Source organism: Paenibacillus sinensis (genome assembly GCF_019904155.1).
Classification (GTDB): Bacteria; Bacillota; Bacilli; order Paenibacillales; family Paenibacillaceae; genus Paenibacillus_AQ; species Paenibacillus_AQ sinensis.
The window spans coordinates 90,687-102,995 of record NZ_JAHCMB010000116.1 but is presented as its reverse complement, the minus strand read 5'-3'; the positions used below and the strand labels follow the sequence as shown (position 1 = coordinate 102,995).

Annotated in this window: 13 protein-coding genes; 12 read left to right on the top strand and 1 reads right to left on the bottom strand. The window is 54.9% G+C overall.

Annotated features, from left to right (window positions below; all coding sequences use genetic code 11):
• Positions 1–266: 266 nt before the first annotated feature.
• Positions 267–3,734, top strand: a complete 3,468-nt coding sequence (locus KIH86_RS11775) for a PAS domain-containing hybrid sensor histidine kinase/response regulator (protein WP_223088587.1) — start codon at positions 267–269, stop codon at positions 3,732–3,734.
• Positions 3,735–3,961: 227 nt separating this feature from the next.
• The gene (locus KIH86_RS11770) at positions 3,962–4,585 is read left to right on the top strand and encodes a class I SAM-dependent methyltransferase (RefSeq protein WP_223088586.1); all 624 of its coding nucleotides are present in this window, start codon (positions 3,962–3,964) and stop codon (positions 4,583–4,585) included.
• Positions 4,586–4,806: 221 nt separating this feature from the next.
• On the opposite strand, the gene KIH86_RS11765 is transcribed toward KIH86_RS11770, so the two are convergent.
• Positions 4,807–5,391 (bottom strand): helix-turn-helix domain-containing protein, encoded by a 585-nt coding sequence (locus KIH86_RS11765; protein ID WP_223088585.1) that lies wholly within the window; start codon positions 5,389–5,391, stop codon positions 4,807–4,809.
• A gap of 207 nt (positions 5,392–5,598) precedes the next feature.
• Between KIH86_RS11765 and KIH86_RS11760 the strand changes: the two genes are divergently transcribed.
• The 10 genes from KIH86_RS11760 to KIH86_RS11715 all read left to right on the top strand — a co-directional run bounded on the left by KIH86_RS11760 (position 5,599) and on the right by KIH86_RS11715 (position 12,284).
• On the top strand, positions 5,599–5,886 hold the full coding sequence (locus KIH86_RS11760; protein WP_223088584.1) for a Dabb family protein: 288 nt from the start codon (positions 5,599–5,601) through the stop codon (positions 5,884–5,886).
• 218 nt (positions 5,887–6,104) lie between these two features.
• The gene (locus KIH86_RS11755) at positions 6,105–6,548 is read left to right on the top strand and encodes a DUF86 domain-containing protein (RefSeq protein WP_223088583.1); all 444 of its coding nucleotides are present in this window, start codon (positions 6,105–6,107) and stop codon (positions 6,546–6,548) included.
• Between the two features lie 51 nt (positions 6,549–6,599).
• Positions 6,600–7,247 carry a helix-turn-helix transcriptional regulator gene (locus tag KIH86_RS11750; protein ID WP_223088582.1) on the top strand — a complete coding sequence of 216 codons (648 nt, stop codon included), beginning with the start codon at positions 6,600–6,602 and terminating at the stop codon, positions 7,245–7,247.
• 102 nt (positions 7,248–7,349) lie between these two features.
• On the top strand, positions 7,350–7,739 hold the full coding sequence (locus KIH86_RS11745; RefSeq protein ID WP_223088581.1) for a YtxH domain-containing protein: 390 nt from the start codon (positions 7,350–7,352) through the stop codon (positions 7,737–7,739).
• Positions 7,740–7,953: 214 nt separating this feature from the next.
• Complete coding sequence (gene racE, locus KIH86_RS11740; protein ID WP_316503394.1) at positions 7,954–8,775, top strand: glutamate racemase; 822 nt, start codon at positions 7,954–7,956, stop codon at positions 8,773–8,775.
• A 133-nt stretch (positions 8,776–8,908) separates the two neighbouring features.
• Positions 8,909–10,111 carry a M14 family zinc carboxypeptidase gene (locus tag KIH86_RS11735; protein WP_223088579.1) on the top strand — a complete coding sequence of 401 codons (1,203 nt, stop codon included), beginning with the start codon at positions 8,909–8,911 and terminating at the stop codon, positions 10,109–10,111.
• 179 nt (positions 10,112–10,290) lie between these two features.
• On the top strand, positions 10,291–10,536 hold the full coding sequence (locus KIH86_RS11730) for a hypothetical protein (protein WP_223088578.1): 246 nt from the start codon (positions 10,291–10,293) through the stop codon (positions 10,534–10,536).
• Between the two features lie 88 nt (positions 10,537–10,624).
• On the top strand, positions 10,625–10,927 hold the full coding sequence (locus tag KIH86_RS11725) for a HesB/IscA family protein (RefSeq protein WP_223088577.1): 303 nt from the start codon (positions 10,625–10,627) through the stop codon (positions 10,925–10,927).
• Positions 10,928–10,980: 53 nt separating this feature from the next.
• Complete coding sequence (locus KIH86_RS11720; RefSeq protein WP_223088576.1) at positions 10,981–11,220, top strand: DUF1450 domain-containing protein; 240 nt, start codon at positions 10,981–10,983, stop codon at positions 11,218–11,220.
• Between the two features lie 239 nt (positions 11,221–11,459).
• A complete protein-coding gene (locus KIH86_RS11715) occupies positions 11,460–12,284 on the top strand; it encodes an aldo/keto reductase (protein WP_223088575.1) in 825 nt (274 codons plus the stop codon).
• Positions 12,285–12,309: the final 25 nt, after the last annotated feature.

Sequence of the window (12,309 nt, the reverse complement as noted above, 5' to 3'; positions counted from 1 at the left end):
TGTTTTGCTAACTTTTTGCGTTTTCTAGAATGAAGAAGAACTGTCTCTGACTTTGAAAATCTACTTATGGGACAGCTCCGTTTTTTTATGGAATGGGGAGAACTTGGACGGCAAAAGGCTGCAAACCGTGTTCCAGGGCGCTAATGATACTTAAATTTTTGACTTTTTTACATGGTTCGTTTAGATTATTCTGTCAAAACCCGATATACTTAGAATAGTTATAGATTCTGTTCATTCATGCCGTTTGATTGCAGAGGGAGGTCCCTATGTCCAAAATATTATTTGAACAAATCTACTCCCGTTCCTCCAGTGGAATCGCCATGATTTCCTTGAAGGAAGGGAAGCTGATACGCTGCAATCCGGCCTTCTGCCAAATGTTCGGTTATACCGTGGAAGAATTGATGAAGCTGGGCTATGCCGATCATATTTTTCCCGATGAGCGATTCACAGCGGACCCGGCTGCCATTCTTGGCTTTCTGTTGGAGCAGCCCGGGGAAGAGTTATATAAAGAGAAGAAGTTTCTGAGGAAGGATGGAAGCTTGCTGTGGGCGGAGCTTCACCTGTATGTAATAAGAACGAACGAGCTGGAACAGCCGGAATATCTCATTGTGGAAATGACGGATGTCACCGACCGGAAGACCGCCGAGAAGAAGCTGCTTGAGAACGAGCAGTTCAACAGCCTGATCACTCTGAATAGCCCGGATCTGATCTCCATCAGCGATCCGGACGGGAGGCTGCTGTATGTATCGCCTTCCATCGATCAGTTGATGGGATTTACGGCGGAGGAGCTTGTAGGACGGAACCGCATCCATTTTTATCATCCTGATGACGTCGCCATATTGAAAGGGCTGTACGACAACACACTTCCTGTCGATGTATTCACCGGAAGAATCCGGCACAAGGACGGCAGATATATCTGGATCGAGAGCAGCATCAAGGTAATCCGGAACGAAGACGATGAGCCGATGCAGTATATGACCATCGCCCGGGATATCTCGGAGCGCAAGAAATATGAGGACATGCTAGCCAAAGCGCAGCAGATGGCCCGCATGGGCTCCTGGGATTGGGATGCCGCCACCGGGAAGCTGGCGGTGTCGGAGGAGCTGTGGCGCATCTTCTTCCCTTCGCAGGCCGGAACATCAGCTTCAACACGTCAGGTTGTTGAGATGGAAGCCTTCCTGCCGGCCGTTGTGCCTGCCGACAGGGAGAGCTTCATGAAGGCCATGTGTGACGCAACGGAGCGGGGCACCAGCGGCAATGCGCTGATCCGCATCGAAACGGAAGGCCAGCTTAAGAATATCGACTGTCATTGGGAAGGGATAACCGATCCGGAAGGCAAGGTGCTGTCAGTCAGCGGAACGATGCAGGATGTGACGGAGAAATACCGGATGGAGGAGCTGCTGCGGATCAGCGAACGGAATTATCGGCTGATTTCCGAGAATTCACTGGATTTCATCTCCCGCAATGCATTTGACGAGAGGGCCACCTATCTGTATGCATCCTCCATCTGCCACAACATGTTCGGCTACACGCCCGATGAAATGGTTGGGACAGGGGGGCTGGACTATGTTCATCCCGACGACATCGACCATATTCGGGCCGTACTCGAAGACAGCAGAGCCGGCAAGGGGGATAAGGCTGCACAGTGCCGGTTCCGGCGTAAAGACGGCACCTATATGTGGATCGAAACGACGGTTCACAGCGTCTATTCCGAGGACAGAGGAGAATGGGAGACAGTCTCCGTATCCCGGGATGCCAGGGAACGCAAACAGTATGAAATGAAGCTGGAGGAGAGTCAGAACCGGTATAAATCGCTCTTCGAATTCAATCCGTCCGCCATCAGCGCGATGGATCTCCAGGGAAGAACGCTGTCCGTCAATGCCAGTCTTGAATATATGACCGGTTACACCAGCTCCGGTCTGCTGATGTCCCATTTCGCGGAAGTAATGGACCCGGAGGAATTGGATCATGTGAACGAACGGTTCCGCCGGGCTGTTGGAGGGATTGCCCAAACCTTTGACAGCCGGATGGTCCATCGGGACGGACATAGGGTGGAGGTCAGCGTCATGTTCGTCCCGATTCTTGTCCAAGGGAATGTAGCCGGAGTATTCGGCATAACGAATGATATCACGGAGCATAAGAACCATTTGCGGCAGATCGAGAAGCTCAGTTATGAGCATGCGCTGATTCTCAATTCGGTATCAGAGGGCATTTTCGGCGTCGATCTGGAAGGGAACACCATCTTCATCAATCCGTCTGCCTCCAGGATGCTTGGTTATGAGGAAGGGGAATGGTCAGGGTATCGTCTGGAGGAGTCCATCCAACTGAAGAGACTGGTCGGAGACACTTGCGAAGGAGACCAGCGAAGCCTGGTAGCCGAACTGTTGCAGAACGAGATGTACGAAGAACACGAAGGTATTCTCTGGAGAAGGGACGGCTCCAGCATTCTGGTCAAGTACCATATGACGCCTCTGTATGACAGCGGCGTAAAGAAAGGCGCGGTCGTCGTCTTTAAGGATATTACGGAGGAGAAGGAAATCCGGCGCGCCAAGGAGTCGGCGGAGCGAGCCGACCGGGCCAAGTCTGAATTCCTGGCAATGATAAGCCACGAGCTGCGCACGCCAATGAACGGAATTATCGGCATGTCGGATCTGTTAAAGGACACGGAGCTTGACGATGAGCAGCGAAGCTATGCCGACATCATCAGCCAGAGCGGCGAGGCGCTGCTGCATCTGCTTAACGAGGTGCTTGATTTCAGCAAGATCGAAGCAGGCAAGATGACGCTGGAGCTCGGAGAGGTGAACCTGCGGTTTCTTCTGCAGAGCGTCAAGGATTTATTCTATCCGAAGGTGCTGGACAAGTCTCTTCAGCTTGAATTTGATATCGATCCCGTCCTGCCGGAGATCCTGGTTACGGACGGGGCGAAGCTGCGCCAGATTCTGGTCAATCTCGTGGGCAATGCAGTCAAGTTCACGGATTACGGTCGGATCGGGATTCGCGTAAAGCTGGGTTCTGTCCGCAGTTTCAACAGAATGATCCTTCATTTCTCGGTTCAGGACACGGGAATCGGAATCCCGGAGGATAAACAGGGACAGCTGTTCCAGTCCTTCACCCAGCTGCATCCCTCCATTAACCGCAAGTACGGGGGGACGGGGCTGGGTCTGGCCATCAGCAAGAAGCTTGCGGAGCTGCTGGGCGGCTCGATCGGCGTGGACAGTATCGAAGGGGAAGGATCTACCTTCTACTTCACGACTGAGGCTGCACTCCCCGAAGATTTGGCGGGAAGTGATCAAGGCTCCGCTCCGGATGCTAGGGATGCCGGTATGGATGACCGGCTGTCTTCCGCCGGGAGCAGCGCTGCCATTTCGATCCTCGTCGTGGAGGATCATCCGGTCAACCGCCACCTGCTCGGGACATACCTTTTGAAGCGGGGGTACGAGGCGGACTTCGCCGAGAATGGGCTGCAGGCTGTAGAAGCCGCCGAAATGAAGGGATACGATCTGATCTTCATGGATATTCAGATGCCTGTGATTGACGGTCTGGAAGCGACGTCCCGTATTCGGCAGAGCCAGAGCCGCCATCCGGCGATTATTGCAGTTACGGCGTTTGCGCGTAAGGACGACCGTGAGATGTGCCTGAATGCCGGCATGCAGGATTTCATCTCCAAGCCGATTCAAGGCGAGGAACTGGACCGGGTGCTGAGGCAATGGGGAGCGGTAACCGGCAATTACTAGAAGAGACGCTGTTAAAGGACTTTGCTCATTAAGGGTGTTAATCAAACAGCCAGGGATTCCGGCATAACTGGAAGCCCTGGCTGTTGTTTGCAATAATGCACAGGTTCCAGAGATAATCCGGCGGGCTGATGCAGGAGGAATTACAAGGACTTACAGAGAAAGTAAAGTTAAGAATGGAATCCGGAAATGGCGCTTCCGCTATTTTGGGCATACAAAGGGGCGGTCTGATGTCTTCATATTGGAATGACCGGTTTGCGAAGGAAGGCATGATTTGGGGAACGGAACCGAGTCCGACGGCGAATATCGCCCTCGGGTTGTTCCGGGAGCATGGAGTCAGGCGGATATGGGTACCCGGGGCCGGTTACGGCCGCAATACGAGAGTATTCTCCCGGGAATTTGAGGTCGAGGGTACGGAGCTTAGCGAAGCGGCCGTCAAGCTTGCGAAGCAGTGGGACCCTGACAGCAGCATCGAGCCCGGATCGGTGCTGGACAGGCGTCCGGGCCGAGTATTTGATGCGGTGTACGGCTACGATGTCCTGCATCTGTTCCTTGAACAAGACCGGCGAATTCTGGTCTCGTCCGCGCTTGAGCAGCTCCGGCCCGGAGGGCTGCTGTTCTTCACCTGCTTCTCGGACAACGACGCTCAGAACGGGCAGGGAACGGAAATGGAACCAGGAACTTATGAATATAAGCAAGGCAAATATGCTCACTTCTTCACCGAGCGGGATCTCCGGGATCATTTCCATGGCACGGAGGTGCTTGAAACCGGAGAGCTTCGCGAAGTGCTGACGAGCGGCCCTGACGGCGTTCACGCATACATCCTCCGGTTTATTTTGGCGAGAAAAACATAGCCTGTCAGCGTCAGGTGAGCTCAGCCATGAGTGCCGTCGTGATGTGATAACGCGCATCATGGCAAGCGGGCAAGGTAAGTCAAACGCCGAAATCACAGTAGAATACATCAGGGTTGATGGAGAAAAGGAGGGACAGGTTGGGCAGTCCCATGTCATATACCAGCATTTCCTCAGCAAAAAAGCTCTTCCCGGATACAGGGAAGAGCGAAGTTGCCCGAATCCTATCTGGTTGAGCTGCAGTCCGCGAACAGAATGCTTCTCGGAATCCGGAAGAAATTCTCCGCCTTCTCCTGAAGAGCGGGAGCCGGCAGAACGCTGTGATGAAGCCATTTGCGGAAGGTACCGGGATGAACGCCGATCCAGCGGCTGGCATCCGTCACGGAAATATCATGCACCATGCACAGTCCGGTCAGTATGTCGCTTCTGCGGGGGTGCACAGCGGTCCGCTTCATATAGCGGGAAGGTTCAGGCTGGCACAGGATCGGGCTCTGCCGGAGCAGAGCTTCGTTAAACAGAACATGCTGAGGGTAGCCGAGATACCGGCATACCTTGTCGATATTGGTCTTCGAGGGAATACGGCTTTCGTACACCCAGGCGCTGACGCTCCGCGAGGAGACGGACAGTTCCTCCGCAAGCTGGGATAACTTGATATCGCGGGCCATCAGGACGGCGAGAAGCACGCGGTTGCGGATCTGGCTTTTCTGGGGACGGCGAAATCTCTTGATCCGTACACCTTTGCCGAGGTATTTGCGATTGACAAGCGACCAGGCCTGTATCATGTAGGGCTCTGACTGATTTGTAGGCATAACATCCTCCGATTTCTGCGAGCAACGGGTGCCCCCGTGTTCAGGAGGCGCAAGCCGTTTCTTCTGATATTACAATATTTGTCCTTTTCAAGGCAATGGGTAACCCTGCGGCGGACCGCACATTCCTTTCGGAAAACGGAGGGTTATGATATATTTTTTAATAAGAATGTTCGTACCCATTATAGAAACTAGGAAGGGTTATGCCAAATGATTAAACATATCGTGTTCTTTAAGCTGAAGGACGGCTCGCAGGCAAGCGTTGAGAAGACTGTGGCTGTGCTGCGCAATATGGACGGCAAAATTCCGCAGCTCGTTTCGCTGGAAATCGGTGCCGATATTCTTCGGAGTGAGCGCTCCTTCGATATCGCCCTTACTGCAACGGTAGCCAATCTGGACGATTTGAACGCTTACCAGGTGCATCCGGCCCATAAAGTAGTCATTGCTCATATCAATGAAGTCAAAGAAGTCTCGTATGCGGTAGACTACGAGTTCTAGTACGCGTTCACACCTATAGCCATTCATGAGCAGGCAAGTCCTGCTGAAATGAGAGAGCCGTTCCGGGCCTAAAGGCAAGAATAACGTCAATGAGCGATCTGGATACTTGATAGACATTCGCCTGTCCCGGTCTTCGCAGCTGCCTGCATCGCGGGCGAGAGTGCAGCCGATGCTCGGAGCAGGGGGATACCGGCCGATACGAAAGGGGAACTCTTGGCATGTACTACGTCAACCGGGATCAAATTGAGCGCATTCTCCAGGTGATTCCCGATATCTCGGAGGGGCTGCGGCAGGCGGCCGCTTCCTGGGACGGTGGAATCGTATGGGGGCTCGTGCAGGAGCGCTGTCTGCATCTTGCCATTGAGGTCGTTACCGACACCGGAAGCTGTCTGATCGACGGATTCATCATGCGCGATGCCGGCAGCTATGAGGATATCGTCACCATTATCCATGAAGAGTCGGTCTTTACAGACAAAGAGCTGTACGGGCGTCTGATCGAACTTGTGTCACTAAGAAGACCGCTGGTTCAGGACTACTGCAATTGGAATCGGGGGACGCTGCATCCCTTGACTCCGCTGCTTCCGGAGCTGCTGAACGCTTTTGCCAAGGAGACAAGAGCCTATCTGAACCGGGAGCTGGGGGTCGTTCAACCGGCGCGATAACAGAATCCGAATGAGAGTGACATGCAATCAGACAGGGAGAGGAGGGAGCCCATGAAGAGGGGGCAGGAGAGCGGCACGACAAGGCGGACGATCATGACGCTTCTGAAGATGAAAGGGCCATTGACGATCGGCGCCCTGGCTGAAGAGCTTGGCATTACCGAGATGGGGGTCAGACGTCATGTGCTGCAGCTGGAAAGCGAAGGCCTTGCACGCAACAAAGTCGTTCGTCAGCCGATGGGCCGCCCGATGCACATGTATTCACTGACAGAAAGAGCGGACGATCATTTTCCGAAAAATTACCACAATCTGGCGCTTGAGCTGCTTCGGGAACTGGATCACAGCAGCGGGACGGAGGCGGTCAATGTTCTGTTTGAAGGCCGGCGCCGGCGGCTGTTGGCCCAGTACAGTCCCATGATGGAGCGGCGCAGCCTCGAAGAACGGGTTGCGGAGCTGACCGCGATCCAGAATTCGGGCGGCTACATGGCCGAGTGGGAGAAATGGGATGACGGCTCCTATTCGATGCGGGAATACAATTGCCCAATTCGCCAGGTGGCGTCCCAATACGGCAAAGCCTGCCAGTGCGAGCAGCATTTGTTCGAGGAACTGCTGGAGGCGAAGGTAACGCGAACCGAGTGTATGGCTGAAGGAAGCCAATGCTGCAATTATACAATTAAGTCCAAAGGCCAATCCGGAGAATAGCGCTGCCGCGAAAAATTTCTTGCCTTTACAGTCACAGGACGGACTGCCGATGCTTATGATAAATCAGGAACTAGGCATTCGCCCGCAAAGGAGAGATGAACGATGAATAAGAACACGAAAAGCCTGCTGTGGGGTATCGCTGCAGGAAGCGTAATCGGCTCGGTGACCGCACTGCTCTTCGCGCCCAAATCCGGCAAGGAGCTTCGCAAGGATATTTCGGACGGCGCAGTGGAGGCAAAGGATAAAGCACAGGAACTGATAACCCAGGTGACGGATAAAGGAACGGAATGGGCGGGAATCGTCAAGGAATCCGCGCTGACGATCGTACATGAGATTTCCGACTGGGGCAAAACTGTGGAAGCCGGAGATGAAGAGAAGGTAACAGTCAGCTCCAACGTTGATGCCGCCGTGGAAGCAGCTGCCACTCTGGAGATCGCCCCGAAGACGGACGGCGATTCTTCCGAAGCCGATGACGGAAGCGACAAAGCCTGACCGTCCGACCCGTTCTTCATGCCCCAGGGTAGCCAGCCAGCCGGCAGAAATGCCGCAAGCCGGTTATCCTAGGGCATTTGTGCTTCTTTCCGCTTCGCTCTTGAACTCCAAGAGCAAAAGGAGTATGATCTGCAATTGGGACAGGAAGCCCGGTACGCTTTGCTTCCGCCTTACATAAGCTATTTCAAAACAAGATGAAGGAAGCGGTGTGCCCGTGCAGCAAGCAATTGCCATACTGGATTCAGGCGTGGGGGGACTTACGGTTGTCAAGGAAGTCATGAGACAGCTCCCCCGCGAAAAAATCATTTACTACGGAGACACCGCGCGAGCCCCGTACGGTCCCCGCTCTTCCGGGGAAGTTAAAATGTTCACGGAGCAGATTGTAGACTATCTGCTGCAGTTTGATCCCAAAATGATTGTGATCGCCTGCAATACCGCGACAGCGGCCGCACTTGACGATATAACCGCCAAAGTGGACATTCCGGTCATCGGCGTGATTCACCCCGGCGCCCGGGCCGCGATCAGCGCAACCAAGACCGGCCGTGTCGGCGTCATCGGCACCGTCGGTACGATAAATAGCGGCGCGTATACCAACGCGCTCAAGCAGCTGTCGCCTTATATCGAGGTGGTCAGCCAGGCATGTCCGGCGCTTGTCCCACTGGTCGAGCAAGGGATGTTCCGCTCGGAGAAATGCGATATCCCCGTGCGCGAATCGCTCAACGGCATCAAGCATGAGCCGATCGATACACTGATTCTCGGCTGCACGCATTATCCGTTTCTCGTCGATCCGATCGGCAGGGCGATGGGCTCCGGCGTCAAGCTGATCAGCTCAGCCGACGAAACGGCCCGGGAAATCAGCACCATTCTGTACGACAAAGGAAAGTTGGCCAGCGGCGATGCAACACCGGTGCATCAGTTCTTCTGCAGCGGCGATGCCGGCATCTTTCAGAGAATCGCAATGGACTGGCTCGGAGAGCAGATCAGACGGACTCCGGTCGTCTGGCAGGTCTCGTCGCTCGAGCCGAGCGATGTGTGAACGAACTTATTCTATACTCATTCAGGAACGGCCGGGCGGCGATTGCCCGGCCGTTCTTCTGCCGTCATGGGGGACAAGAGCATCCGCATACAATTAGAGGAACAACTCCTGCATAACGGAGAGGATGAGTGAAATGCTTGAATATGTGGTGCGCAAGGGGGATACGGTGGCCCGAATCGCCGCCGCTTTCGGGATAACGCCGGGTCATGTGATCCAGGGCAATCCCTGGGCGGCCGACCGGCCGTATCTGATGCCGGGCCAGGTGCTGTTCCTTCCTTCCGTCCAGCGGCGGCGTTATACTCCCGGAGAAGGAATACGTGTCCGGGAGGTGGCGGAATGGTTCGGCGTCGAGCCGGAGGCGCTTCAGGTGCTGAATCCCGGCCTTCCGGCGGACGGATTCTGTGTTCCCGGCCGCACGCTTGTCATCCCGGCGGGAAGACGGCCAAGGATTGTGGAGCTCAGGGGGGAGTACGGACCGCGGGAGCTTGAGGAGGACATCGACCAGCTGACGGCCAAATACCCCTTCATTCATAAAGAGCGGATTGGCTGCAGCGTGCTTGGAAGACCGCTCAATATGCTGCGTCTGGGAACCGGCCCCCGCCATCTGCATGTTAATGCAGCTCTGCATGCCAATGAGTGGCTAACCTCCCCATGCCTGCTGTCTTTTCTGGAGCAGTATGCGGCAGCCTATGCCGAAGGTCGGAGCTGGCATGGCCATAATGTGCGGCAATGGTATGACGAATGGACGGTGTGGGCCGTTCCCATGGCCAATCCGGATGGGGTCGAGCTCGTGCAGGAGGGTGCCGGTCCCTGGCATCCTCTCCGCATGGAGCTGGAGGAATGGAATGGCGGCCGCCGCAGCTTCCGCCACTGGAAGGGCAATATCCGCGGGGTCGACCTCGGAGATCAGTTCCCTGCGTTCTGGGAGGAGGAGCAGGCCCGTCGGGGAAGAAAGGGGCCGTCTCCAAGAGACTACGGCGGTCCCGCTCCGCTCAGCGAGCCGGAAGCGGCGGCTCTGGCGGAGCTGTGCCGCCGGACGCCCTTTGAGGCGGCGGTGTCCCTGCACAGCCAGGGGCAGGAAATCTACTGGAATTACCGGGGATTTGAGCCGCCGGAGAGCCGCTCCTTGGCGGAAGCGATGGCGGCGGCCAGCGGCTACCGAGCGGTGTTCCTGGAGGGAAGCGATGCCGGCTTCAAGGATTGGTTCATCCAGGAATTCCGCAAGCCCGGCTTCACGGTGGAGCTGGGATTTGGCAGAAATCCGCTGCCGCCGGAGGAGTTCGAGGATATGGCGGCCGAGACGGGACAAATACTGGCATCGCTGCTGTCCGGTTGAGTTGATCAAACCGACTGATGCAAATCCGATTGACACAGGTCCGAATAAATGGAATTTGAAACATTTTGGCGAATGCTGCGTATTGTGAGAGGGGGAGCGGGAGTTCCCCCTTCTTCAACAAATACGGCTGAATCCTGGCCTGCCGGTAACCGGAGGAAGGATGCGGAAGGAGAACCCAATTGAAACTGAAGAAATTGCTGTCGCTCAAGGGCTGGTCCAATGTGCTGCGCGGCACCTGGCGTTATGTAGCATCTCCACGGGTATCGCTGTCGGACAAGCTATTGTTCGTAGTCCCTGTCGCCCTGTACTGGGTGCTGCCGGACGTTATGCCCTTCATGCCGATTGACGACATCGGGGTATCGATGCTGCTGATGGCCTGGTTCGTCTCCAGAATGGACCGGAAATATCCTTCGCTAAGGCACTGATCATTTTTTGGTGTTGCATTTTCAAGCTGAGTTCCTTTAAAATAGAGTACTGAGTATTTCAATACAGTGGTCAGGAGATGGACGGATCATGAAAGTTAAAATTACCCGCAACGCGGCTAAAGTGATAAAGAAACAGATGGATCTTGAGGATAACAAGGATTTGAAGCTTCGTGTGCTGATTACGCACGCCCATGGCGATCATGCCCATTATGGCCTTGATTTGGACACGCCCAAGGAGAACGACGAAGTGATCCCGACGGACAAGGAAATCGACGTCATTTTGGAGAAGAATCAGCCCCTGTTGGACGGAGTCAAGATCGACTATCTGTATTTCCCGCAGGAAGGCTTCGTCATTACGAATCCTTCGCAGGGCAACCACGGCGATCACTAATCCGGGAGCTTACCCCGGCCGAAATCGTCCGATCGTCATAGAAAGGAAATGCAATGGCTAACGATATCCGCATCTGCGACAAATGCAATTATATGAGCGTGAAGAGCGTTCTGTCCAAGCTCCGCAAAATGGCTCCGGACGCCGAGATCCAAATCGGCTGCAAGTCTTATTGCGGTCCCTGCGGCAAGCGTGCGTTCATCTACATCAACGGGCGTTATATCAGCGCGCCGACTGAGGATGAAGTTCTGAAGAAAGTGGAGCCGTTCATCAAGCAGCCCGCTGTGAAGCAGTAAGATTGGCAAGCAAGTCCAGGTTGCTGACTGGTCCGAATCCGGCCGTTGCCTGCGGTATTGAGCCGCGGTGACGGCCGTTTTGCTTGCATATGCTGGCGGGGCCGCCGGGCTTGGAGGGATTCATAGCGGGAAATGGTTTGCCCTTGACTCGAATTTCGGGTAAGCGGGGGAACATGGTATAATGTCGGTGCTGATGAAGCGCCCGGGCGCGCATCTTGTACATAGAAGGAGGAACCTACATGAAAGGTTTAACAGATACAATCCTGTTGAATAATGGCGTGGCAATGCCGCGCTTTGGACTTGGAACCTATAAGGCATCGGGCGATGAAGTAGAGCGCGCGGTAGAAGCCTCGTTGGAAATAGGATATCGCAGTATTGATACGGCATCTCTATACGGAAATGAAGCCCAGGTCGGACGGGCAATCCGGGGCTCGGGCATCCGCCGTAACGAGCTGTTCATCACGACGAAAGTCTGGAACGATGATCAGGGGTACGATAAGGCATTGGCCGCTTTTGAACGAAGCCGGGAATTGCTGGGTCTGGAGATGGTCGATCTGTACCTGATCCACTGGCCGGGAGTGACGAAATACAAGGATACCTGGCGTGCCTTGGAACGCCTGCTAGAGGAAGGCAGTGTGCGGGCGATCGGCGTCAGCAACTTTCAGATTCATCACCTCGAGGCGCTTATGCAGGTAAGCGGAACCGTTCCCGCCGTCAATCAGGTTGAACTGCATCCCCGGCTCAGACAGCGCCCGCTGCATGATTTCTGCCTGCTGAACAACATTCAGATCGAGGCCTGGTCTCCGCTGATGCGGGGGAATCTGGAAGAGCTTACCGAGCTTCAGCCGATCGCGGCCAAATACGGCAAATCACCGGCCCAGGTTATTCTCCGCTGGCAGCTTCAGTCGGACATCATCACGATTCCCAAATCCGTGACTCCTTCCCGGATCAAAGAGAACAGCGAGATTTTTGATTTTGAGCTTCTTCCCGAAGAGCTTGAGATCCTTGATTCCATGGACAAAGGAATTCGCACCGGTACCCATCCGGATGACCTGCTGTTCTAGGACAGTGATCCAGAACCGGCTCATC